The sequence below is a fragment of the Micromonospora sp. NPDC004704 genome (assembly GCF_053601675.1).
The window spans coordinates 49795-73168 of record NZ_JBSGCD010000017.1; the positions used below are offsets into that span (position 1 = coordinate 49795).

Annotated in this window: 16 protein-coding genes; 2 read left to right on the plus strand and 14 right to left on the minus strand. The window is 68.1% G+C overall.

Annotated elements, in window-relative coordinates; translation table 11 throughout:
• Positions 1 to 8: 8 nt before the first annotated feature.
• Genes ACWEFB_RS22720 through ACWEFB_RS22730 form a run of 3 tightly spaced genes read right to left on the minus strand, consistent with a single transcriptional unit; the run spans position 9 to position 3477 of the window.
• Positions 9 to 992 (minus strand): ABC transporter permease, encoded by a 984-nt coding sequence (locus ACWEFB_RS22720; protein WP_452288345.1) that lies wholly within the window; start codon positions 990 to 992, stop codon positions 9 to 11.
• 2 nt (positions 993 to 994) lie between these two features.
• Positions 995 to 1969 carry an ABC transporter permease gene (locus tag ACWEFB_RS22725; protein ID WP_326559336.1) on the minus strand — a complete coding sequence of 325 codons (975 nt, stop codon included), beginning with the start codon at positions 1967 to 1969 and terminating at the stop codon, positions 995 to 997.
• On the minus strand, positions 1966 to 3477 hold the full coding sequence (locus ACWEFB_RS22730; RefSeq protein ID WP_452288348.1) for a sugar ABC transporter ATP-binding protein: 1512 nt from the start codon (positions 3475 to 3477) through the stop codon (positions 1966 to 1968). Before ACWEFB_RS22730 ends, ACWEFB_RS22725 begins: the two co-directional genes overlap by 4 nt.
• Before the next feature lie 524 nt (positions 3478 to 4001).
• Here ACWEFB_RS22730 and ACWEFB_RS22735 point away from each other — a divergent pair.
• Positions 4002 to 7547 carry a ThuA domain-containing protein gene (locus ACWEFB_RS22735; RefSeq protein WP_452288350.1) on the plus strand — a complete coding sequence of 1182 codons (3546 nt, stop codon included), beginning with the start codon at positions 4002 to 4004 and terminating at the stop codon, positions 7545 to 7547.
• Between the two features lie 207 nt (positions 7548 to 7754).
• Here ACWEFB_RS22735 and ACWEFB_RS22740 read toward each other — a convergent pair whose 3' ends face one another.
• The 6 genes from ACWEFB_RS22740 to ACWEFB_RS22765 form a co-directional block, all read right to left on the minus strand.
• The gene (locus ACWEFB_RS22740; protein ID WP_452288352.1) at positions 7755 to 8513 is read right to left on the minus strand and encodes an SDR family NAD(P)-dependent oxidoreductase; all 759 of its coding nucleotides are present in this window, start codon (positions 8511 to 8513) and stop codon (positions 7755 to 7757) included.
• The gene (locus tag ACWEFB_RS22745) at positions 8513 to 9538 is read right to left on the minus strand and encodes a zinc-dependent alcohol dehydrogenase (protein ID WP_452288354.1); all 1026 of its coding nucleotides are present in this window, start codon (positions 9536 to 9538) and stop codon (positions 8513 to 8515) included. Before ACWEFB_RS22745 ends, ACWEFB_RS22740 begins: the two co-directional genes overlap by 1 nt.
• Before the next feature lie 211 nt (positions 9539 to 9749).
• Positions 9750 to 10973 (minus strand): mandelate racemase/muconate lactonizing enzyme family protein, encoded by a 1224-nt coding sequence (locus tag ACWEFB_RS22750; protein WP_452288356.1) that lies wholly within the window; start codon positions 10971 to 10973, stop codon positions 9750 to 9752.
• 1 nt (position 10974) lies between these two features.
• The gene (locus ACWEFB_RS22755; protein ID WP_452288358.1) at positions 10975 to 11802 is read right to left on the minus strand and encodes a carbohydrate ABC transporter permease; all 828 of its coding nucleotides are present in this window, start codon (positions 11800 to 11802) and stop codon (positions 10975 to 10977) included.
• Positions 11802 to 12719, minus strand: coding sequence for a carbohydrate ABC transporter permease (locus ACWEFB_RS22760; protein WP_452288360.1), 918 nt, complete (start codon positions 12717 to 12719; stop codon positions 11802 to 11804). The genes ACWEFB_RS22755 and ACWEFB_RS22760 overlap by 1 nt, the downstream gene beginning before the upstream one ends.
• Positions 12720 to 12786: 67 nt before the next feature.
• Entirely contained in the window at positions 12787 to 14052 is a 1266-nt protein-coding gene (locus ACWEFB_RS22765) for an ABC transporter substrate-binding protein (RefSeq protein WP_452288362.1), read from the minus strand.
• A 172-nt stretch (positions 14053 to 14224) separates the two neighbouring features.
• On the opposite strand from ACWEFB_RS22765, the gene ACWEFB_RS22770 reads away from it, so the two are divergent.
• The gene (locus tag ACWEFB_RS22770) at positions 14225 to 14971 is read left to right on the plus strand and encodes a FadR/GntR family transcriptional regulator (RefSeq protein WP_452288364.1); all 747 of its coding nucleotides are present in this window, start codon (positions 14225 to 14227) and stop codon (positions 14969 to 14971) included.
• A gap of 112 nt (positions 14972 to 15083) precedes the next feature.
• On the opposite strand, the gene ACWEFB_RS22775 is transcribed toward ACWEFB_RS22770, so the two are convergent.
• The 5 genes from ACWEFB_RS22775 to ACWEFB_RS22795 all read right to left on the minus strand — a co-directional run bounded on the left by ACWEFB_RS22775 (position 15084) and on the right by ACWEFB_RS22795 (position 22978).
• Positions 15084 to 16466: an RICIN domain-containing protein gene (locus tag ACWEFB_RS22775; RefSeq protein ID WP_452288366.1), complete on the minus strand. Its 1383-nt coding sequence runs from the start codon at positions 16464 to 16466 to the stop codon at positions 15084 to 15086.
• 307 nt (positions 16467 to 16773) lie between these two features.
• Positions 16774 to 18303: a non-reducing end alpha-L-arabinofuranosidase family hydrolase gene (locus ACWEFB_RS22780; protein WP_452288368.1), complete on the minus strand. Its 1530-nt coding sequence runs from the start codon at positions 18301 to 18303 to the stop codon at positions 16774 to 16776.
• A 910-nt stretch (positions 18304 to 19213) separates the two neighbouring features.
• On the minus strand, positions 19214 to 20509 hold the full coding sequence (locus tag ACWEFB_RS22785; protein WP_452288370.1) for a cellulose binding domain-containing protein: 1296 nt from the start codon (positions 20507 to 20509) through the stop codon (positions 19214 to 19216).
• A gap of 748 nt (positions 20510 to 21257) precedes the next feature.
• Positions 21258 to 21395 carry a hypothetical protein gene (locus ACWEFB_RS22790; RefSeq protein ID WP_452288372.1) on the minus strand — a complete coding sequence of 46 codons (138 nt, stop codon included), beginning with the start codon at positions 21393 to 21395 and terminating at the stop codon, positions 21258 to 21260.
• A gap of 131 nt (positions 21396 to 21526) precedes the next feature.
• Positions 21527 to 22978, minus strand: a complete 1452-nt coding sequence (locus ACWEFB_RS22795) for an endo-1,4-beta-xylanase (RefSeq protein WP_452288374.1) — start codon at positions 22976 to 22978, stop codon at positions 21527 to 21529.
• Between the last annotated feature and the right edge of the window lie 396 nt (positions 22979 to 23374).

Genomic DNA, 23374 nt, shown 5'->3' on the forward strand with positions numbered 1-23374 from the left:
GATTCCCCTTATCTCAACGAAGATCGTGTTGCCGAGACCGCCACGGCGAGCAGGATGATCGCGCCCTGGACGGTCGACCTGAGGGCGCCGGAGACGCCGTAGAAATTCATGAGGGTGAACAGGAGTTCGAGGGTCAGCGCACCGAGCATCGCTCCGACGACCGAGCCGCGCCCCCCGCCCAGCGCGACGCCGCCGAGGACGACGGCGGTGATCGCACCGAACTCCAGGCCGGCGCCGGCCTGGAACGACACGCCGCTGTAGCCACCCAGCAGGATCGCCGCCACCGCTGCCGCGACTCCGCTGAGGACGAAGGCGATCGTCCGGGTACGCCAGACGCGTACCCCGCTCAGCTCGGCGGTGCGCGGGTTGTCGCCCACGGCGACCAGCGTCCGGCCGAAGTCCGACCGCATCAGCAGCGCCGCCAGCGCCGCGAGGACCACCAGGACAACCAGGGCGTACGGGAGACGTCCGAGCACCGGGACGTCCTCGATCGAGCGCCGGCCGAACTGACGGAACTCCTCGGAGAAGCCGCCCTTCGGTGCGCCGTCGGACCAGAGGTAGACCGCGCCGACGAGGATCAGGAACATGCCGAGGGTGGTGATGAACGACGGCACCCGCAGTCGCGTCGTGATCAGGCCGTTGACCAGCCCGACGAGCGCGCCGCCGACGAGCAGCACCAGCACCACCGGCCACGTCCGCGACGGATCGCCGTCGATCAGCCGGGCGGCGACGACAACCTGGGCGGTGACCAGGGAACCGACCGAGAGGTCGAACTCGCCGGAGACGATCACGAAGTACTGACCGGCGGCGAGCAGGATGACCGGCGCGCAACGGCCGAGGAAGGACATCAGCGACGGTGGGGCGAAGAAGTCGGGCTGCCGGACGGCGAGGAGGACCAGCAGCACCGCGAGAATCGCGAGGATCGGCAGGACGCCGCCGGGGCGTACCCGCAGGAGTCGCAGCGGCAGCGGACTGCGTTGGGCGATCTGCATGGCTATGACGCCGCCTTTCGCGAGGCCCGGCGGGCGTAGACGGCGACCGCGGCGATGATGATGGCGCCCCTGACCACCTGTTTGAAGAAGGCGTCCACCTCAAGCTGGTTGAAGATGGCGTCGATACTGGCGAGCAGCAGAACTCCGCCGACTGTGCCGATGACGCCGCCGCGCCCGCCGGCGAGGGCGGTCCCGCCGAGCACCACCGCGGCGATCGACTCCAGGTCGTAGAGGCCCTCGGTGCCCACCCGGGGTGCCCCCGAGCCGAGCCGGCTGGCGAGGTAGATGCCGGCCAGCCCGGCGCAGAGCGAGCAGAGCACGTGGGCGGTGACGAGAACCCGGTCGTTGCGGACGCCGGAGAGCCGAGCGACCTCCTGGTCGCCGCCGACGGCGACCAGGTGGTGGCCGAACCGGGTCCGTGAGAGCGCGAACCACGCTGCCCCGGTGACGACGAGCAGCAACAGGAAGGACAGCGGCACCGGTCCGACGCGCTGGTAGCCGAGGGTCTGCACGAGTGTGGGTGAGGTGGTGCCGGCCGGACCGTCGTAGCCGCTGTCGAGGTATCCCTTGAGCAGCAGGCCGACGCCGAGGGTCGCGATGAAGGCGTTTATCCGCACCTTGGTGACGAGCAGGCCGTTGAGCAGGCCGATGCCGGCGCTGAGGGTGAGTGCCAGGCCGATCGCCGGCAGCATCGCTCCGTCGCTGCCGTTCATGGTCTCGGCCGCGACGAGGGTGCTCAGGCTGATCACGTACGCCACGGAGAGGTCGAGCGAGCCACCGAGGATGACCAGGGTCTGGCCGACGGCGACGAGCCCCAGCCCGGCGGCGACATGCAGCAGACTCACCGTCGTCGACTGGTTGAACAGTTGACCGCCATCGATCAGGACGACCAGCCACCCGATCGCGAGAGTGAGGGTCAGGGCCACGAACACGCCCGGTACGGGGCGTCGGGCCGGCAGGAGCGACAGGACGCTCACGCGGCCGCCTCCCGTACGGTCCCGACCGCCAGGGCGACGACGTCCTCCTCGGTCGCACCGGCGGGCACCTCGCCCGCGATGCCGCCGTCGCGCATGACGACGATCCGGTCGCTCATCCCCAGCAGCTCCGGCAGGTCGGACGAGATCATCAGAATGGCCGCGCCATCGTGGGCGAGGCGGCGGACGAGGTCGTGGATGGCCGACTTCGCGCCCACGTCGATGCCCCGGGTCGGCTCGTCGAACAGCAGGATCAGCGGGTTGATCGCGAGCCATCGGGCCAGCACGACCTTCTGCTGGTTGCCGCCGGACAGGAAGCGGATCTCCTGGTCGTCGCCGGCGGCGCGGACCTCCACCGCGGCGAGCAGTTCACGGACCCGAACGGTCCGGGCGGCGCGGCCGGACCGAGCCGCGAAGACGGCCCGGCTGGCGAGCAGCGCGTTGTCGAGCACCGACTGTCGGGCGACGATGCCTTCGCCCTTGCGGTCCTCGGTGACGTAGGCGACGCCGGCCAGCATGGCGGCGCGCGGCGAGCGCAGCCGGACCGGCTTGCCGCCGAGCGTGATCTCGCCGGTCGTGAACGGGGATACGCCGAAGAGCGCACGGGCCAGCGCCGATCGCCCGGAGCCCTGGAGGCCGCCGACGCCCAGCACCTCCCCCGCGCGCAGGTCCAGGTCCACGCCGCGCAACTTCCCGTTTCCCCCGCCGCGGACGGTGAGTCGGACCTGACCGAGGTCGTCGGGGCTGGCCCGGTCCGGGTAGTAACTGGACAGCTCCCGGCCGACCATGTGCCGCACCAGCTCGTCGGCGTTGGTGTCCGGGGTGTGCAAGGTGGTCACCCGGCGACCGTCCTTCAGGACCGTGATCCGGCCGGACAGGTCGAAGACCTCGGTGAGCCGGTGTGAGACGTACAGCAGGCCGATGTCGCGCTCCTGGAGCCGGCGTACCAGCCGGTAGAGCAGTTCGACCTCGTGGTCGGCCAGCGCCGCGGTCGGTTCGTCCATGATGAGCAGCCGCGCGTCGAGCGCGAGTGCCTTGGCGATCTCGACCACCTGCTGCTGCGCGACACCGAGGCGCCCCACACGGGCGTCGGCCGGCAACGCGGTCTCGCCGATCGAGGCAAGCAGCTGAGTGGTGCGGCTGAGCATCTCCCGGCGGTCGACCAGGCCACGCCGTACCGGCTCGTGCCCAAGGTAGACGTTCTCCGCGACGGTGCGCTCCGGCAGGAGGTTGAACTCCTGGTGGATGATGCCGATGCCGGCCCGCTGCGCGTCGCGTGGGCCGCGGAACGCGCGCGGAACGCCCGCGAACTCGACGGTGCCCTCGTCCGGGACGTACCCGCCCGAGACGATCTTCATGAGGGTGGACTTCCCCGCGCCGTTCTCACCGACGACGGCGTGGACCTCGCCCGGCGCGACCTCCAGGTCGACACCGTCGAGGACGCGTACCCCGAGGAAGGACTTGCCGATGCCGCGCAGGGCGAGCAGCGGCGCCGGACGTGGATCTGACATCCCGAGAACCCTCACAGAAAGTAGTCACCGACGAGATCCGCGCACCGCCCCGAAGCCGTTCGGGGCGCTGGACGACGAGCTTCCGCAGATCGCCACACAGGCTTACGTGCTCGTGTTGCAAACATTGCCTTGACACGGCCGAAACATCACACGTATGAAGATAGATGTTTGGATGCGGGTCCGCAATCCTCGACTCGAGCCGATCACCAGGCCCGTCACCGGACCGGCGGCGGCGCCAACCGAGAAAGCCGGGCGCCTTCGCCCGGCCTCCGGAGGAGAACCGGGACATTTGATCAGGCCATTGACACCCATCGATGCCTAGCGCATCCTGACCTCACAGACCACGGGACGAGAACACAGCCCATGCCACGCTGTGTGACGTCCTGCAGGGGCTGACTGCCGTTGCGGCGGACGGCACGACGACCAACCGGCACACTCGTGCCCCCTCGCGCGTCCAGGCACAACCTGACATGCCGTGGGGCCCGTGGTCGCAATCCCGTTGCCCGCCCACATTAGGAGACGGCATGCGTCGCAAGACATTGATCATCGGGTTGATCGCGGGCCTGTTACTCGCGCTCGCGCTCGTCCAACCGGCATCGGCGGCCCCGGCCTTCCGAGCCCTGCTGTTCACCAAGACCACCGGCTACCGACACGACTCGATCCCCGCCGGGGTCTCGATGTTCCAGCAACAGGCGACCGCGAACAACTTCGAGTTGGTACACAGCGAGGACTCGAACGTCTTCACCGCGGCCAACCTCGCCACCTTCGACGTCCTCATCATGTTCCAGACCTCGGGCATGGTGTGGACCTCAGCGGCCCAACGCCAGGCGGTGGAGGGTTTCCTCGCCAGCGGTAAGGGAATCGTCGCCATCCACAACGCCACGGACATGGGCATCGAATCCGAGTACCCGTGGTGGGACCAGACCGTGAACGCCGGCGCGCACATGCCGGAACACTCCCCCGGCGTGCTGCCCGGCACCGCCATCGTCGCCGACAAGAAGCACCCGTCCACGGCCGGCCTGCCGGACCGCTGGAACCGCAGCGAGGAGTGGTACAACTTCGACCGCAACCCCCGCGGCGACGTCCACGTCCTGGTGACCGCCGACGAGCGGACGTACAACCCGGGCTCACGGGCGATGGGGCCGGACCATCCGATCTCCTGGTGCCGCAACGTCGCCTCCGGCCGGGTCTGGACCACCGCCATGGGGCACGCCGCCGAGTCGTACAGCGAGACGTACTTCCGCAACCACGTCCTGGGTGGAGTCAAGTGGGCGGCCGGCAACGAGGCCGGCGACTGCGGCGGCACCGTCTGGGGCAACTTCGAGAAGCGTGCCCTCGACGACAACACCGTCGACCCGATGTCCCTGGCCGTGGCACCGGACGGGCGCGTCCTCTACGTCCAGCGGGGCGGGCAGGTCAAGATCTTCAAACCCGGCACGAACACCACCGTCACCGCGGGCACGCTCAGCGTCTACACCGGCGGCGAGGACGGCCTCACCGGGATGGCGCTCGACCCGAACTTCGCCACCAACGGTCACGTGTACCTGTACCACTCGCCGTCGAGCAGCACGACCGACGTCAACCGCGTCTCCCGTTACACGCTCACCGGCGACACGCTCAACCTGTCCAGCGAGGTCCGGATCATCGACATCCCGGCGTACCGTGACCGCACGTTCCCGGAACCCGGCCACACCGGCGGATACCTCGAATTCGGTCCCGACGGAAACCTCTACATCGGCACCGGGGACGACACGCCGCCGAACCTCGACCCCAACTGGCAGGGCTACGCGCCGCTGGACTGGCGGTCGGGCAAGGCCAATCTCGACGCCGCCCGGACCGCCGGCAACACCAACGACCTGCGCGGCAAGCTGCTGCGCATCAGGCCCTCGACCAGCGGCGGCTACACCATCCCGACGGGCAACCTCTACGCGCAGGGAACGGCACAGACCCGACCGGAAATCTACGCGATGGGCTTTCGCAACCCGTTCCGCTTCTCGATCGACCCGGCCAACGGCTGGGTCTACCTGGCCGACTACGGCCCCGACCGGAACCCACCGACCACCAATCGCGGCCCCGAGGGGCTCGTCGAGCTCAACGTGATCAAGTCGGCGGGTAACTATGGCTGGCCGTTCTGCCACGGCGACAACCAGCCCTACGCGCCGTTCAACCCGGACACCGGCGTCGTCGGCGCCAAGTTCAACTGCTCCGCACCGGTCAACAACTCGCCCAACAACACCGGGCTGACCAGCCTGCGGCCAGTCGTCGCGCCCAACCTGTGGTACGGCTACGGCACCTCGCCGACCTTCCCGGAGCTCGGATCCGGCGGTTCCGGCCCGATGGGCGGACCGGTCTACCGGTACGACCCGGCTAACCCGTCCGCAACCAAGTTTCCGCCGTACTACGACGGCGTCCACTTCTTCTACGAGTGGTCGCGCAGCTACGTCAAGGAGGTGCACTTCGACTCCGCCACGGCGGTGACCCGCACCAACCCGTTCCTGCCGACGGCGAGGTTCAACAAGCCGATGGACATGGAGTTCGGCCGGGACGGCTCGCTCTACCTGCTGGAGTGGGGCACCAACTTCGGCGGTGGAAACAGCGATTCCGGGCTCTACCGGATCGACTACGTCCAGGGCGGACGGTCGCCGGTCGCCAAGGCCACCGGTACGCCCACCAGCGGCAATGCACCGCTCAATGTACAGTTCAGCAGTGCCGGTACGGCCGATCCGGACCCCGGCAACACGCTCACCTACCAGTGGACGTTCGGCGACGGCACCACCTCGACGGCGGCCAACCCGTCACACGTCTACACCACCAACGGCAACTATGCGGCGCAGTTGAAAGTCACCGACAACACCGGCAAGACCGGCTTCGCCAACGTCCAGATCACCGTCGGCAACACCGCACCGGTGGTCACCATCACCACCCCGTCGAACGGCGGCATGCTCACCTTCGGTGACCGGGTCTCGTACCAAATCAGTGTCTCCGACCCAGGCGGCGACCCGATCGACTGCGCCAAGGTGGTCCTCAACCCGGCGCTCGGGCACGACGACCACGCGCACGAAACCACGGAATACCCGGGCTGCTCGGGCACCATCTCCACCGACCTGCTCGGTGGACATCCCGACGGCGCAAACCTGTTCTACGTGCTGAACGCGAAGTACACCGACAACGGCGGCGCGGGTGGCGCGGCTCCGCTCACCGGCTACGGACAGGCGATTCTCCAGCCCAAGCACAAGCAGGCCGAGTACTACAGCAGCCAGTCCGGCACCCGGATTGTCGACCAGGCCGGCGCGGAGAGCGGCAAGCGCGTCGGGGACATCTCCAACAACGACTGGGTGGCGTTCACCCCGATGAGCCTGTCGGGCATCACGAACGTCAGCTACCGGCTGTCGTCGCCCTCCGGTGGCGGATCGATCGAACTGCGCGCCGGCTCGCCGACCGGCACCCTACTGGCCACCACACCGGTGCCCAGCACCGGTGGATGGGACAACTATCAGTCCACGGCACCGGTGAACGTTGCCGCCCTCGCCGGAACCCAGACGCTCTACCTGGTGTTCAAGAGCAGCGCGAGCAACTGGTTCGACCTCGACTCGCACACGTTCGGCGGCGCCGGCGTCGGCGTGCCCAACACCGGCGGCGTGGCGGGCCGGACCTGGACGCTCACCGCGTTGCACAGCGGCAAGCTGATGGACGTCAGCGGCGTGTCCACCGCCGACGGCGCCCAGCTCCACCAGTGGGCGGCCACCGGCGGCAACAACCAGAAGTGGCAGGCCGTCGACGCCGGCAGTGGTGCGATCTACCTGAAGGCGGTCCACAGCGGCAAGTGCGTCGAGGTGACCGGCGGCTCCACCACGGCGGGGGCCTTCCTCCAGCAGGCCACCTGCAACAACAGCAACCAGCAGAAATTCACCGCCGGGACGACGGGGACCGCCGGGGTGTACACCCTGACGAGCGCGCCGAGCGGGCTCTGCGTGGATGTCGCCAGCGCCGCCACCAGCGACGGCGCCCGGCTGTTGCAGTGGAACTGCCTCGGGTCCACCAACCAGCAGTGGCGGTTCAGCCTGGCCTGAGCAACCACGGCTACCGCGGCAGCCAGTGACGGTCCGGTCGGGACCGGCGTCCGACGAAACGGAGCCGGTCCCGACCGGGACGTCGCCGTCAACCGAGACGAGTGCGGGCGGAGCTGACCCGCCCCGGACAGGTGTGGCCGGACGCGCCGAAGCCCGGTTCGGTGCGGCGCACCGCCGGGCGGCGTTTCGGTGCCCACTGCTCGCTCGTCATCGGCCGAGCCAGCCGCCGTCGACGGGCAGCAAGACTCCGTTGACGTAGTCCGATGCCGCCGACGCCAGAAACACCGTGGCTCCGCCGAGATCGTCGGCGCGGCCCCAGCGGGCCGCCGGAATCCGGGCGAGGATCGCCCGTTCCCGGTCGGGGTCGTCGCGCAGCGCCTGGGTGTTGTCGGTGGCGATGTAGCCGGGGGCGATTGCGTTGACGTTGACCCCGCTGGCCGCCCACTCGTTCGCCAACGCCTTGGTGAGCCCGGCCACTCCCGACTTCGACGCGGCGTAGCCGGGAACGGTGATGCCGCCCTGGAAGCTCAGCAGCGACGCGGTGAAAATGATCTTTCCTCGGCCACGCTCGACCATCGCCCTGCCGATCTCCCGGCTCAGCACGAACTGGCTGCTCAGGTTCACCTCGATCACGTGGTCCCACATCTCGTCCGGGTGGTCGGCGGCCGGGGTACGGGCAATCGTGCCGCCGTTGTTCACCAGGATGTCGATCGGCCCGAGCGCGGTGAGGTCGCGGGCCAACCGGTGCACGGCCGCCCGGTCGGCGAGATCGGCCCGCAGCGCGGTGAACCGGCTGCCGGCCGCCCGGACCCGGCGTTCCACCTCGCTTCCGTGCGCTTCCATCTGAGCGGAGACGCCGACGACGTCGGCACCGGCAAGGGCCAGGGCCTCGGCCATGGCAAGACCGATTCCGCGCCGGGCACCGGTCACGACGGCGGTCCGCCCGGACAGGTCGAACAGGGTCATCACCGGTTGCCCTCCCGCAGGTCGAGCAGCACCTTCATGACGCCGCCACCCTCCAGGGCCGTGAACGCGGCGGCGACCGCCTCGACGGGTTCGACCCGGGAGATGAGCTGTCGCACCGGGATCGCGCCGGAGGCGACCAAACGGATCGCCTCCGCCATGTCGTCGCGCTGGTACAGGCGGGCACCGAGCAACTCCAACTCCCGCCAGAAGAACCGGTGCAGGTTGACCTCCCGAGGTTGAGGGTGAATCGCGACCATCACCAGTCGGCCGCGAGTGGTCAGGACGTCAACCGCCGTGGCGACCCCGGCGGCGGAGCCGGACACCTCGAAGGCGACGTCGGCACCCGCGCCCTCGGTGCGGTCGTTCACCAACGCCACGACATCGGTCGTACCCGGGTCGACGACATCGATCCCGATTTTTTCGGCGACCGCGCGCCGGAACGGGTCCGGCTCGACGAGGAGCACCTGCGCGCCGCGGCCCTGCGCGACGGCGGCGATGAGAACCCCTATCGGCCCGCCGCCGACCACGACCACCAGGTCGTCGGCGGTCACCTTTCCCCGCCGTACGTCGTGCACCGCGACCGCGACCGGTTCGACGAGCGCCGCGTGGTCGAGCGGCAGTTCCTCGGGCAGCGGCAGGACCAGTTCCGCCGGCACGTTCCAGAAGGACTGCATGGCGCCTGGCGAGTCGATGCCGAGAAAGTCCATGGCGTGGCAGACGTGGGAGTTCCCGTGCCGGCAGGCCGCGCATCGTCCGCACGACCGGGTTGGCATCACCGTCACGGCCTGTCCGACCGTCCAACCGGTGGCGTCCTCGCCGACAGCCGCGATCCGCCCGGACATCTCGTGCCCGATGATCGCCGAGGGGCCGACCCGGGCGTCCATGTCCCCGTGGTAAATGTGCAGGTCGGTGCCGCAGATGCCGGTGTAGGCCACCGCGATCCGCACCTGGCCGCGACCCGGTGGTTCCGGCTCACGTTCCTCGATCCCGAGGCGCCGCGCACCCCGGTAGACGACTGCCTTCATCGATCCTCCGTCTCGGCGGTCGGTACGTCGGTCGTCCCGACCGGGCATGGTCGTGGGTGCACCACCGTGGCGGTGCACCCACGATCCCCTTGGTCTGTCGGTAGCTCGCGCTGAAACCGGCACCCCGGTACCGGAGCCGACCGGGCGGACCCCGGGCCCGCGTCCGGACCCGGGCGGCCCCGCCGGACGAGTCCGGGTAGCCGTGTCCAGGTCAGTGGTGCGCGGTAGGCGACACCGCGTTGTGGGAATTCAGCGGCACGACGGGAACCTGGCGTACGGGCGCGATCCCGTCGACCCCGGCGAGCAGCCGTCGTCCGGCTCGCTCCGGCCGGACGTTGGGGCCCTCGGTCGTCTGCGTCTGCGGGCGGCGGGTGGCCTCCCGGATCCGGTCCTCGTCGACCAGGACGCCCAGTCCCGGCGAGTCTCCGAGGACGAAGGCCCCGTCCTCGACGTGGAGGTCGATGGAGACGCCGGCCGGTGGACGCAGGTCCTGTAGCTCGCTGGTCAGGTGATTCGGCACCGAGGTCGCGGCGTGCAGCAGTCCGACCGGGCTGTTGCCGATCGGGCTGACCGGCAGGTCGTGGGCGTGCGCCAGGGCGGACGCCCGCAGGAAGTGGGTGACCCCCCATACGGCGGCCATCTGGACGATGTCGACCGCGCCGGCGGCGATCAGCGGGCGGTACTGTTCGAGCCCGGTGAGGTTCTCTCCGGTGGCGACCGAGGCGCGAATTCCTCGGCCGACCGTGGCGAGTCCCTCCGCGTCCCAGCGCCGGACGGGCTCCTCGATCCAGATGAGGTCGAGGGTGCGTTCGAGTTCGCAGACGTGCCGTACGGCCTGCTTGCGGGTCCATGCCTCGTTCACGTCGAGCATCAGGCCCGGCCGCAGTCCGTGCCCGGCCTCGGTCAGAACCTCCCTGACCAGGCAGAGGCGGTGCCGGTCGCGCTCGATGTCCAGGCCGCCCTTGAGCTTGGCGGCCCGTAGGCCGTGCCGGGCGTAGACCTCGTAGGTCGAGACGAGTTCGTCGTCGGTCAGCCCGATGTCCAGGCCGGAAGCGTAGGCGGGGACCCGCCGATCGCGTCCGCCCAGCAGCCGCCACAGCGGCTCGCCGGCGGCCTGCGCCTTGATGTCCCACAGGGCGGTGTCGAGCGCGCCGATGGTGCCGAACACCGGACCCGCGTGCCCGGCCTTGAAGGTGTGCCGCAGCATGCGGTCGTAGAGGGTTGTCACCGCGCGGGGGTCTTCGCCGTCGATGGCCGCGAAAATACGCTCGATCTCGACGTGCGGTCCGAGTCCGACCCCGGAAATACCCGCGTCGGTCTCGACGATGACGATCGGCACCGGGACCACCCCGTCGGCGAACACGCCGTTGGCGTCGCCGACGGGCCGTCCCCATTCCTGGACAGTGGATAATGTCCGATATCCGGTGATCCGCATGTCAACCCTTCGTGGAACCGGCGGCGACGCCGTCGGCGATTTGGCGCTGGAGGAAGAGGTAGACGACCAGAACGGGTATCGCGGCGATCAGCACACCTGAGGCGAAGGTGGGAATGTCGTCGGAGTACTGCCCCCGCAACGCGGTGACACCCACCATCAGTGTCCGGTGGTCGGCCGAGGGCATCATCACCAGCGACATGAGGACGTCGTTCCAGCAGAACAGGGCGTTGAGGATGCCGACCGACAGCAGCGCCGGGGTCCCCAACGGCAGCATGATCCGGCGGTACACGCCGTACACGCTGTTGCCGTCGATCCTGGCCGCGTCAATGATCTCCGGCGGAATGCCCCGGTAGTAGCTCGTCATCAGGAAGACGGTGAAGGGCAGGAACTGGGCGACGTAGACGAGGACCAGCCCGGGGTACGTGTCGATGAGCGCGGTGTCGGCCATGATCCGGGCGAGCGGCACCATGATCACCTGAAACGGAACGAACAGTCCCGCGAGGCAGCCCAGGAACAGCACCGACGAACCACGGAAGCGCAACTGGCTCAGGGCGAAGCCGGCCATCGACCCGAGCAGCAGCAGCAGGACTACCGACGACGTCACGACGAGCAGGGAGTTGGCGAAGTAGCGGCCCAGGCCGACGCTGTTCCACGCCGTGCCGATGTTCTCCCAGCGCAGGGCATCGGTCAGCGAGAACCGGTCGAGGATGTAGTCACGCCGCGTCTTCATCGCGACGTTGGCGGTGAACAGCAGGGGGTAGATCGTCGCCAGCGCGAGCAGCGACATCGGGATGGCCACCGCCCAACGGCCCAGACGGAGGCGAGACATCACTTGTCCCTTCCCGCTCGCTCGAGCAGTTTGATCTGCAGCATCCCCACGACGAGCATGATGACGAAGAGAACCGTCGATGCGGCCGACGCGAGGGCCGGCCGGTTCATCTGGCCCTGTTGGATCCAGATGTAGTACTCCGGCAGGTACGTCGATCCCTCCGGGCCACCGCTGGTCATGACGAACAGCAGCCCGAACATGGAGGTCAGCATCCCGATCATCGTGGTCACGAAGACGAACTGAATGGTGCGCGTGAGGCTCGGGATGATCACGTGCCAGACGACCCGGGGTAGTGACGCCCCGTCCACCCGGGCCGCGTCCAAGAGCGCGGCGTCCAGGGTCGCGAACCCGGCGAGGAACACCACCAGGCTCATTCCGAAGGTGGCCCAGATGTACACCCCGACCACCATGAACATCGCAAGGTCCGGGTCGCCCAGCCAGTCCACCGGACCGACCCCGACCGCCTCGAGTACGGCGTTGAGGGGACCGTCGAAGGCGAGCAGCAGGTTGAAGATCGCGCCGACGATGACCGGGGAGAGCACCGCGGGAAAGAAGTAGACGCTGCGGTAGAACCGGTGGCCGGGCACCCTCAGGTAGATGAATGTCGCAAGCAGCCCGGGGATCGCCACCGCCACCGGGAGCAGCAGCACCAGCAGCCCGACGTTGCCCAGCGCGGTCTGGAACAGCGGATCCCCGAGCAGCTCGCGGTAGTTGTCGAAACCTACCGCCCGCCCGTTCTGCTCGCCGTCGCCGGTGAAGGAGAAGTTGACTCCGAGGAGCAACGGATAGAGCCGCAGCGCCACGATTATCAGGACGGCCGGGGCGACCAGGACGTAGGGCGCAAGGCGCTCGGCGCGCGAGCCACGACCGGCGCGCCGGGTGCGGGCACCGTCCCGCTCAGCCGATGATCCAGCCACCGCCCGCTCGGTCCGTCCGGTTTGAGCCGGACGGACCGACGGGTGTGCATTTCCGATCGGCACGAGTTCAGCCCGCCTGGTCGGAAGCGGCCAGTTGCTTCACCACCTCGTCGACGGTGATCGAACCGCTGAGCAGTTGCTGGGAGAGCCGCCCCATCAGGTCCAGGGTCTTCGAGGACAGCGCCACATGCAGGGCGGGCTTGCCGCCCTTGAGCTCGGAGACGATCGTGGCAACAGCCGGGCCGCCCTGCGACACGTCGATCGTGGTGTCGGCGGCGATCGCCCCGGCGTCGGCGTAGAAGGCCTTCAGCGCATCGGTCGAGGTCAGGGATCGCACAAGGTCGGCGGCCACCTTCGGGTCCTTCGTCCATTTGGCGACCCCGTAGCCGATACCCCCGTCGTAGGCGAGGCTCGGGGTGGTCCCGGCGGTGACTACCGGAGCGTCCATCACACCGAGTTTGTCGGCCGTCAGGAACTCGTTGAAGTCCTTCCAGTGCCCCACGTCCGACATCAGCCCGATGACGTGGGCCGCCTTGCCCGACTGGAAGAGGGCGAAGGAGTCGTTGAACATCGCGGTCGAGTTGGCCCCGTCGTTGTTCAGTCCCGCGTCGCCGGCCTCCTTCCAGAGTTGGAAGACCCGCTTGACGTTGGCGGAGTTCCAGTCGCGCTTCCCGGCGATCCAGTCGTCGTACTCCTGAGCGGTGAGGATGCCCGACGCCAGGCCCGAGAGCCAGAACTGAATGCCGGCGCCCTCCTTGTTGCCGAGGGCGAAGCACTTGGCGCCGGCCTTGGCGATGGCGGCGCAGTCGGCGACGAACTCGTTCCACGTCGTGGCCGGGCTCGCCGGGTCGAGCCCGGCCCTCTCGTAGATCGCCTTGTTGTAGTAGATGGGGTGACCCTGCAGCGTCACCGGGCCCGCGTAGATCTTGCCGTCCTTGGTGAACGCGTCCCACCCGGCCAGCCGTTGCTTGTCGTCGGCCACGTACTCGTCCAGCGGCACCAGCGAGTCCGTCCGGTCACGGATCTGGCCTCCGCCGTTGAACAGGATGACGTCCGGGCCCTTGCCGGACTGGATCGCCGCACCGAGCAGCGTGTAGTACTGGTCGAACGGCTGCGCGACGAACTCGACCTTGACATCCGGGTGCTTCTTCGCGAAGTCGGCCTTCGCCTCTTTGAGGTAGGACGCGGCGAACGCCTCGCCGGACTTCCAATCCCACACCACCAGCTTGCCGTCCGATCCGCCCGAGGACGAGCCCGAATCGGCGGCACTCCCACAGCCGGCCAACGCCAGCCCCGCAACGAGGACGGCCGACCACATTGCTCGCTGTTTCATCGCTGTCACCTCTGAGAGTGGGGTAGCCGACGGACGCGCCCGTCGCGCCATCATTGACCGGAACGTAACCCGTATGACGTGTGACGTCAATAGTCGGTCGTACACTGACCACGGACGTCGTGCCACGGCGATTCATTCGGAGGGGGACATGACGCCACCGCAGGAGAAAGCCGTGAATGCAACGGCGACCCCGGCATGGGTACGCCGACCGGCCAACCTCGCCAGGGCGGTCACCGCCGAGTTGGTGGAGCGCATCGTCCGCGGGGTCCACCCCTCCGGAACGTCCCTGCCCCCCGAGCCGGTCCTCTGCGAGACCTTCTCGGTGAGCCGGACCGTCGTCCGGGAGGCGGTGAAGATCCTTCAGGAGAAGGGGCTGGTGCAGGTCCGCCAAGGGGCTGGCACCATGGTCACCCCGCCGTCGGACTGGGACATGCTCGACGAACTCGTCCTCGCGGCCACCATCGTCGGGGACGACAGTCTCGCCGTACTCGACGACCTCGTCGTCACCCGGCGGGTGCTGGAATCCGACATGGCGAACGTCGCCGCCCGCCTCGCCGACCAGGAGACTCTCGACCGGCTGCGCGCTCTGGTGGACCGGATGGACGGGCTCGTTGACGACCATGTCACGTACCACGAGCACGACCGGACCTTCCATGACACCGTCATGCAGGCGTCCGGGAACCGCATCGCTCGCGGTGTCGTACGGTCGTTGGAAAGTCAGGTCATGAACACCGCCCGCTACATGGGCCGGACCGAACGCGCCCTGTGCGTGGCCTCGAACCGCGGACATCGGCGCATCTACGAGTTCATCGCCGCTCACGACCCGAACGGTGCCGCCGAGGCGATGTTCACCCACATCACCGAGGCCTGGCTGGTCCGGCGCAGCGGTTCGGGTGAGCCGGTCCGCCTGCAACGCTGACCGGACGCACAACGGATCGTCGGCGCGCGAAGGCGGACGGCGGTGCCTACCCCGGCGTACGGGAGCAGGCGCCGCCGCTCGACTTCGGCGTCGGCCACGGCGTCGACCGGCGTCACGAGAACTGGGCGAAGAACCTCCAGATCTCACCCTTGGTCCAGGTCGTGATGCCGCTCTCGGCGTAGGTTCCGTCCACCGGCCCGGGCATGTGACCGTTGTCGAACGCAGCCCACTGCACCGGGTAGCCGGCCCTGCACCCCGAGTAGCCGGTCGTGATGTGCGTACGGCTGCCCGTTCCCGGCTCCCGTGGGCTCTGCGCGGCACAACCGTTGTTCCGGACGAACGTATCGCGTAGCGACCGCCCCTGGGAGATGTTGAGGACGTTGTCGGAGATGCCGTGCAGCCCGAAGTACGCGATGGGCTGGGTGCCGCCGCTGCACCCGCTGATCTGCGCCCCGGAGATGACCGCGACGGCCCGGAAGACATCGGCCCGCGCACAGGCGAGGGCGTAGCTCATGCCGCCGCCCCAGCTGAAGCCGAGGGCGAACCGCTGCCTCGGGTTAACGCAGAGGTCGCTCTCGATCCGCCTGATCATGTCGTCGACGAACGTGACGTCCTCACCGCCGGCATTGCCCCAGCCGTTGCCGAGCCCCTGTGGCGCGACCAGGATCGCACTGTTGTTCGACTGCTCCTGCTGCCCGTAGTACGACCAGGCGGTCCCGCTGGTGCCACCCGAGGAGATCTCCTGCATCGTGCCGCCCCGCCAGTGGAAAGCGAAGATCAGCCGGTAGGGATTGTTGTTGTTGTAGTTGGCGGGCACCCGCAGGATGAAGGAGCGGCTCTTGCCGTTGCTCTGAATCGTGTGCGTACCGCTGGACAGGGTCGGCGCCCTGCCGCACCCGGTGCCGCCCGACGGCGGGTTGCCACCGTCCACTCGGGCGAGTTGCCACTGCTGGTTCGCACCGTTCCAGTCGGAGTACTGCACGATGTTCGCGCCGTCGGCGGTCGAGGCGCCCTGCACCTCCACGACCTTGCCGCTGTGCCGGCTGATCAACCGGACGTGACCGCCGTCCGAGTCGGCCAACCGGAACTGCTGGTTCGTCCCGTTGAGGTCGGACCACTGCGCGATCGCACCGCCGTCGGCGGTCGACCAGTTCTGCACGTCGAGGACCTTGCCCGAGTGCCGTGACTTCAGCCGGTAGTAACCGCCACCCGAGTCCACGAACTGCCACTGCTGGTTCGCACCGTCGTTCCGCGTCCACTGACTGATCCGCGCGCCGTCGTTGGTGGCCGAACCGTACAGGTCCAACGCCTTGCCGCTGTTCCGGTTCACCAGGACGTACCAGGCGTTGGTGTCCACGGTTGCCGCCGCTGCGGGCGCAACATCCACCGCGACGAACGTGCCTGCCGCCATGACCGCGGCCGCCGCCGCGGCCAACCCGGACCGCCAGCGACGTCTACCTGGAGAGGCGGGACGAGCCTCACCGATGACCTTCATGGTCCACTCCTTCGATCGGGATCACCCACGAGCAGAACGCACGCGCGTGCCCTGTCATGTGTGCCGGCGTCCGGTGGTGGCGTCGGCATGCCGGGACGTTGGGGAAGTTGGCGTTCGCATCGTCGAACATCAGATGCTCAGCCTCGATACGACTGCCTCCGGTGGTCCGGGTGGGCTCGGCCTTACGCCAAGTCCACCCGGACCATTTCCACTCGGCCCTGATCGTGAGCAGCGAACGGGCGCCCGATTCGACGTACACCGTTGTCCGCGAACGTCAGGAACCCCGAGCCGGACCTGCGTCATGCCACTAGCGCTGCAGTGTCAGCAGACCCGGCCGGTAGGGCAGAAGGCCGTAGTCGCCGCCGGAGCTGGGGGAACGCCCCTGGTAGAGAAACTGCAGATTGCAGGGATTGATGGTCATGGTCTGATCGGCGTTGGTGCGGATCAACTCGCCGTGGCTGATGTCGTTGGTCCAGGTGGCGCCGCTGTTGGCCTTGCCGGCGAAGGGATTGCTCTCGGTCGCGGCCTGCGGGGTCCACGAACCACCCAGGCTGGTGGCAGTGAACGAGCGGAAGTAGCGGCCCTGCGAGCCGATCGCCTCAACGATCATGAGGTATTGGTTCTGGCCCTGGATCTTGTAGACCTGAACGGCTTCGAACAGGTTGTTTGTCGTGTCGCTCATGATCACCGTCGAGGTGGAGCCGAAATTGCCCGGGAAGTTCCCGATGGGCATGCTGGCGCGGTAGATCTTGCCGTTGTCCCCGGCGAAAAACAGGTACATGTTCGTGCTGTCACCGATGAGTGCCTGGTCGATGGGTCCCGTGCCGGAGCCGGAGATGCTTCCGGTGAAGAGAGCCTGCTGCGATGACCACCCGTTCGCATTGGTGGGATCGCTCGACGTCCGGTACGAGAATGCGGTCCCACCCCACTGGTAGGCAAGCACCCAGATGTTTCTCGGGGCGAAGTAGAAGAGCGAGGGCGCAACGGTGGAGGAAGACATCGCGTTCTGGCTGGCCGACGCCATGTCGGACCAGTTCGTGAAGAGGCCGAAGTTCATCGAGCCCCACGACGTTCCCGTGTCGTGTGTCGTCGCGTAGACGAGGTGCCTGCCGTTGTAGGGGACGGTGGTGAAGTCCTTGAGCGAGACCCACCCCGACCTCGGGTTCGCCAGCGATCCCGTCGACGTCCAGCGGTACGTCGAGGGAAGTGCGCAGGTGCCGGGTGGCGTAGTCGGAGGCGTGGTGGGGTTGCCCCCGCCGTCCACGCGTACGAGTTGCCACTGCTGGTTGTTGCCGTTCCAGTCGTCGTACTGCACGATGTTCCCGCCGTCGGCGGTCGAGGCGCCCTGCACCTCCACGACCTTGTTGCTGTTTCGGTTGATCAGTCGGACGTAGCCGCCGGCCGAGTCCGCCAGCCGGAACTGCTGGTTGGACCCGTTGGCGTCGGTCCACTGCACGATGCTGGCACTGTTGGCGGTCGACCAGTTGTAGACGTCCAGCACCTTGCCCGACAGCCGCGACTTCAACCGGTAGTAACCGCCACCCGAGTCGACGAACTGCCACTGCTGCTGGTTGCCGTCGTTCCGGGCCCACTGCGTGATTCGCGCCCCGTCGTTCGTGGCCAGGTTGTACACATCCAACGCCTTACCACTGTTGCGATTGATCAGCACGTACCACGCACTCGTGTCGACCGTCGCCGCGGCCGCCGGCGTCGACACCACCGCAGCAGCGGCGACACCGACCACCACCGCCGTGACGCCGGCGGCGACGATCCGCGGCAACCACCCGCGCCGCCGCGACGGCGGCGCGATCGATCCAGACCTACCTGATGCAGACATGATCCTCCTTCAATGACCAAGGGCCGTACGGTCCACCCGAAGATGAGCACCCGCGGCACACGGGCCGGGGAGCATGCGCCAGAAATGTCAGCGTTAACAAGAACTCCGCATGCCTGCCCTTGGCGCATGCCTGATCCAAGGTCCGACGAAGCAGGCTTGCCCGGTAAGCCACAGGCGCCGTCATCCCTAGCCATCGACTGTGAGCGATAACATGCCGTTCGTCAAGTCGTAACGTCATGGGTCTATCGGCCGGTGGCACACCTCCCTGGCGCAGCCGCATTCCCCACCGATCCCGCGCGGGCGCCACCCACCCACTGACACGGACCGGGACAGCGCATCCAAGAAAGTGGCATGTTGCGACGAAATAGATGTTTGCGCAGGAATCGGTCGACCTGGTCCTGCTCCATGGTCCGTCGGTCAAGGCCCCGGAGCTGCAGCGCCGTCGCCCACCGGCGGACGGACGTGTGGCGGCTCTTCGCCACCTCGGGGCCCGCGAATCCGACAGCTCTGATTCACAGTGGTGACAGACAGTTTGCTTAGCCGAGCAGGATGCGCGGTCCGCCCGGGGCAGGGCGGCCCGGAAGAGCTGCATGCAGCTCGGTGTGGTGGGCCACCCACTGCCGGGCACCTTGCCGGCCCGCGCCGGCCCGCATCCCGGGCACGTCGCGTTCCCGTCGAGGGCTGATCTCCGTCCACGACGTACACGGTCCGGTGCGCAGCCGCGCCCTGCCGAACCTTCATCACCGGGGCGCAAAGATTGGGTGCGGCTCGCGGGCTACGCGGACAGTGTCGGCAATCGGAGAGGCACGGTAGTGGCGGCGAACCCGGCTGCGAAAACCCCGGGGCTGCGCCCCGGTCCGCAGCCCTCCGGCCCGGAGCCAAGTGGCTCCGGGCCCTTGATCCGGCACGTTCAGGGGCTGGTGCAGGTGATGTTGCTGGGCGGGAGGTTGCCGTTGCCAGTCGCGGTGAACCCGAAGGTGGTCGAGGCGTTCGGGCTCAATGTGCCGTTGTAGGGGGCGTTCTGGACGGTGACGTTGCCGGTGGTGCCCGTGTGGGTGCCGTTCCAGAGGCTGCTGATGGTCTGACCACTGGCCAGGGTCAGGCGTACGGTCCAGCCGTTGACTGTGGTGGCGGTGTTATTGGAGACGGTGACCTCACCCTGGAAGCCGCCGGGCCAGCTGTTGACCGAGCGGTAGCTGGCGGCACAGATGCCCGGCTCACCGGTCGGCGGCGGGGTGGTCGGCGGTGTCGTCGTGGGCGGTGTCGTGGTCGGCGGTGTCGTCGTGGGGGGTGTATCGGACGGGAACTGGGTGAAGAATCTCCAGATCTCCCCCGAAGTCCAGGTCCTGGCGTCGTTGGGGCTGGAGGATCCGTCGACCGGGCTTGGGGTGTGGTCTCCGTCGAACGCGGCCCACTGCACCGGGTAACCGGCTCGGCAGCCGGAATAGGTGGTGGTGATGTGGGTGAGGCTGCCTCGGCTCGGCTCGCGCGGGTTCTGCGCGGTACAGCCGTTGTTCCTGACGAACGTGTCGCGCAGCGACCGACCCTGGGAGATGTTCAGCACGCTGTCGTAGGTGCCGTGGATGCCGAAGTAGGCGACGGGTTGGCTGCCACCGTTACATCCGCTGAGGTTGGCGCCGGACAGGACGGTGACCGCGCGGATGACGGTGGGCCGGGCGCAGGCAACCGCATAGCTCATGGCCCCGCCGTAGCTCCAGCCCAGGGCGAAACGCCGGGTCGTGTCCACGCAGAGGTCGTTCTCGATCTGCCGGGAGATGTCGTCGAAGAGGGTCAGGTCCCGACCGTTGGTGTTGGCCCAGCCGGCGTTGAGGCCTTGGGGCGCGACGAAGATCGTGCTGTTGTTCGACAGCGGCGCAAGCCCGTAGTAGCCGGCCGAGGCGACGTTGCTGGCCGAGCCGTTCAGCCAGTGGAAGCCGAAGATCAGCCGGTAGGGGCTACTTCTGTCGTACCCGTCCGGGATCCGGAGGATGTAGCTGCGACTCTGCCCACTGCTCTGAATGGTGTGCGTCCCGCTGGTCAGCGTGGGGGCCTTGCCACAGCCTGCGGTCGTCGCGAGGGTGCCGTTCGTCGCGGCCACCGCGGCTCCGCGGAAACCGCCGCTCAGCATGCCGCTGGCGGTGGCGATGGTCGCGAGGAGTACCGCCGCGACCGCGATGGATGAGGTGGAGTGTCTCGGGTTAGCCATTGCTCGCCTCCTCGTCACCGGTGGTACTGCGCGAACTCGACCCGGCCACCGCCGGCCGCGCCCCGCTGCCACAGCAGGATGCAAATAGCGACATGTCCCGTCTCCTCGCCGTCGACGATTCGGTTCCTGGCCGATGGAGCCGCCGTTCAGCGCGGCCGGAACGACGGTTCGGCCGTTCCGTGACGTGTAGGCGGATGTTTCTGGCACTGCCTGGTGGAGGCATAGCGGCGATCCTTCCGATGCGGGCCGGCATGCTCCCGCAGGCCGGCGCGGCGTAGACAGGTTGGTCTGCGGACCGTCCGTCGGTGCCGGTGGTTACCTGCGACGGGGCATCGGAAGCCGAGCATGCGGCCGGACCGAAGTCGTCCGGCGACCGCGTGCGGTCGCCTGGCATCGGCGGAGCGGCCCGGACTGGTCACCGACCGGGAAGGCGGCGGGAGGGCGTACCCGCGGGCTTGCCTCTGCCGGCTGACTGAGGTGACCGGGAGCGTGCCCTTCGCTCCCGCACCAAAAATAGCATGTTATCGATAACATGCTCAACCAGCCGAGTGGGGCGAGAGATGCTGCAGCAGGCCATCAGCCCCCTGCCCGCGCGACCGCACCGTTCGCGGGGCATCCGGGATGACCTAGCCCGGCAGGGCGACCAGGTGACCGTCACCAACGCCAGCTACAACGACTTGCCGCGGGAGCATCCCCCACCGTGGCCACATCGGCAGCACCGCCGGCGGCAGCCGATCACCGACCCACCTCAGCTGTACGGTCGCATGACGGTCGCGGCGGCCAGCCCCATCGGGGCGGGCCGCCATCCCACCACCCGCCCGACAGCTTCCAGCCGGGTGCTGGCCTCCGCGAGCGCCATGATCAGCTGCAGTGGGGCGACCAGCACCGCCGGTGGCGGGACGATGCCGTCCGCACCACCGGAGTGCTGGCCCAGCGGATGTACCCGCTGCCGGAGCCGGGTTCGATCCCTGCTACAGGACCTGCAACCGGCGGAGACCGATGGTTATGGTCCGGTCGTTATCCGATGCGGACCAGTTGCCACTGTTGGTTGTTGCCACCCCAGTCCGTGTACTGAACGATGTTCCCCCCATCAGCGGTGGACGCGGCCTGCACCTCGATGGCCTTGCCGCTGTTGCGGTTGATCACTCGCACGTAACCACCGGCGGATTCGGCGAGCCGGAACTGCTGGTTCGTGCCGTTGCCGTCGCTCCATTGCACGATCGGCGCGGAGTCCGAGGTGGAGAAGTTGTAGACGTCCAGCACCTTGCCGGAGTGTCGGGACTTCAGCCGGTAGTAGCCACCACCTGAGTCCACGAACTGCCACTGCTGGTTCACCCCGTTGTTCCGGGCCCACTGCGTGATTCGCGCACCGTCAGTGGTCGCCTGGTTGTACACGTCCAGCGCCTTGCCGCTGTTCCGATTCAGCAACACATACCAGGCGCCGGTGTCCACCGGGGAACCCGGCGTGTTGGAGCCGGCGTTGAGGGCGTCGAGGACGGAGGTGTACGCCGCCTTCTTGTTACCCGACCGATCGAAAAGCAGGGCGTTGTCGGTGCCGCGCCAGGAGTCGCTGTCGCGTACGCCCCACACCGTGATGCCGGTGCAGCGCGAGACGGCCAGGCAGGCGCGGGTGACCGAGCCGAAGATGTTGGCCTGGTTGCCGCCGGTCATCACGTCCAGCTCGGTGATCTGCACGTCGACGCCCAGGTCAGCGAAACGCTGCAGATTCGCCTGATAATCCCCCGCCAGCGAGGTGCCCAGGTGCGACTGAAAACCCACGCAGTCGATCGGCACGCCACGGGACTTGAAGTCCCGAACCATGTTGTAGATGCCGGTCGACTTCGCGTTGATCCCGTCGGTGTTGTAGTCGTTGTAACACAACTTCGCACCCGGGTCGGCCGCCCGCGCGGCGCGGAACGCCGCCTCGATCCAGTCGTTGCCGGTACGCTGCAGATTCGAGTCACGTCGCCCGCCGCTGCCCCCGTCGGCGAACGCCTCGTTCACCACGTCCCAGGCGTAGATCTTGCCCCGGAAATGGGTCGCGACCTGGGTCACATGGTTGATCGCGGCGTTGCGCAACGCACTGCCGGACATGCCCTGCGCCCAACCCGGCTGCTGCGCGTGCCAGAGCAGGGCATGACCACGCACGCTCATGCCGTTCGCCTGCGCGTGACCGACCAGACGATCACCGCCGGTGTAGGTGAAACGGCCCTGCTGAGGCTCCGTGGCGTCCCATTTCATCTCGTTCTCGGCCACGACGCTGTTGAACTCGCTGTTGAGGATGCCGACGTACTGGCTGTCGGAGAGCTTGCCCGTCGCGACGGCGGCACCGAAGTATCGGCCCTTCTCGGCCGCCGCCGCCTTCAGGGTCGTGCCAGCACTGGCCGCAGAGGCCAGCGTCACCGTCATACCCGCGGTCAGTGCGACCGCGAGGGTTGCCGTCGCTAGCAGACTTTTCCTGGGTTTCATCTCGATCCTTCTCACTGGTGGCATCGATGGTGGTGAGGTGCTGTTTCCGCTCAGGACCAACCGTTCGGGGCGGCCGACACCAGCTCGGCCGAGGAATCCGGGACGGTCATCCTCGGCCGCACCGCACCGTCGCAGAAGTCCGGCAGGCTGTCCCCGGCACAGCCGGGAGTCCTGAGGCGACGTCCGCATGCCCTGGGGGACGTCATGATCCGAGGCGCGACCTGTCGGGCTCGCCCGGTGAGCCACAGGTGCCGTCAACCTCTATATCGAGAGTGAGCGATAACATGTTCTTCGTCAAGACGTAACGAACCGTCCACACCAATCCCCCGAATCACATCGATGCACCCAGGACGGCCTCGCCCACCTATCGTCGGCTCCCGCAGGCCAACCACCGAT

Coding starts and splice junctions, on each gene's coding strand:
- ACWEFB_RS22755 (WP_452288358.1), bottom strand. CDS start 11,802: ATGTCTCGCCTCCGTCTGGGCCGTTGGGCGGTGGCCATCCCGATGTCG.
- ACWEFB_RS22720 (WP_452288345.1), bottom strand. CDS start 992: ATGCAGATCGCCCAACGCAGTCCGCTGCCGCTGCGACTCCTGCGGGTA.
- ACWEFB_RS22745 (WP_452288354.1), bottom strand. CDS start 9,538: ATGAAGGCAGTCGTCTACCGGGGTGCGCGGCGCCTCGGGATCGAGGAA.
- ACWEFB_RS22740 (WP_452288352.1), bottom strand. CDS start 8,513: ATGACCCTGTTCGACCTGTCCGGGCGGACCGCCGTCGTGACCGGTGCC.
- ACWEFB_RS22730 (WP_452288348.1), bottom strand. CDS start 3,477: ATGTCAGATCCACGTCCGGCGCCGCTGCTCGCCCTGCGCGGCATCGGC.
- ACWEFB_RS22780 (WP_452288368.1), bottom strand. CDS start 18,303: ATGTCTGCATCAGGTAGGTCTGGATCGATCGCGCCGCCGTCGCGGCGG.
- ACWEFB_RS22765 (WP_452288362.1), bottom strand. CDS start 14,052: ATGAAACAGCGAGCAATGTGGTCGGCCGTCCTCGTTGCGGGGCTGGCG.
- ACWEFB_RS22735 (WP_452288350.1), top strand. CDS start 4,002: ATGCGTCGCAAGACATTGATCATCGGGTTGATCGCGGGCCTGTTACTC.
- ACWEFB_RS22775 (WP_452288366.1), bottom strand. CDS start 16,466: ATGAAGGTCATCGGTGAGGCTCGTCCCGCCTCTCCAGGTAGACGTCGC.
- ACWEFB_RS22785 (WP_452288370.1), bottom strand. CDS start 20,509: ATGGCTAACCCGAGACACTCCACCTCATCCATCGCGGTCGCGGCGGTA.
- ACWEFB_RS22750 (WP_452288356.1), bottom strand. CDS start 10,973: ATGCGGATCACCGGATATCGGACATTATCCACTGTCCAGGAATGGGGA.
- ACWEFB_RS22795 (WP_452288374.1), bottom strand. CDS start 22,978: ATGAAACCCAGGAAAAGTCTGCTAGCGACGGCAACCCTCGCGGTCGCA.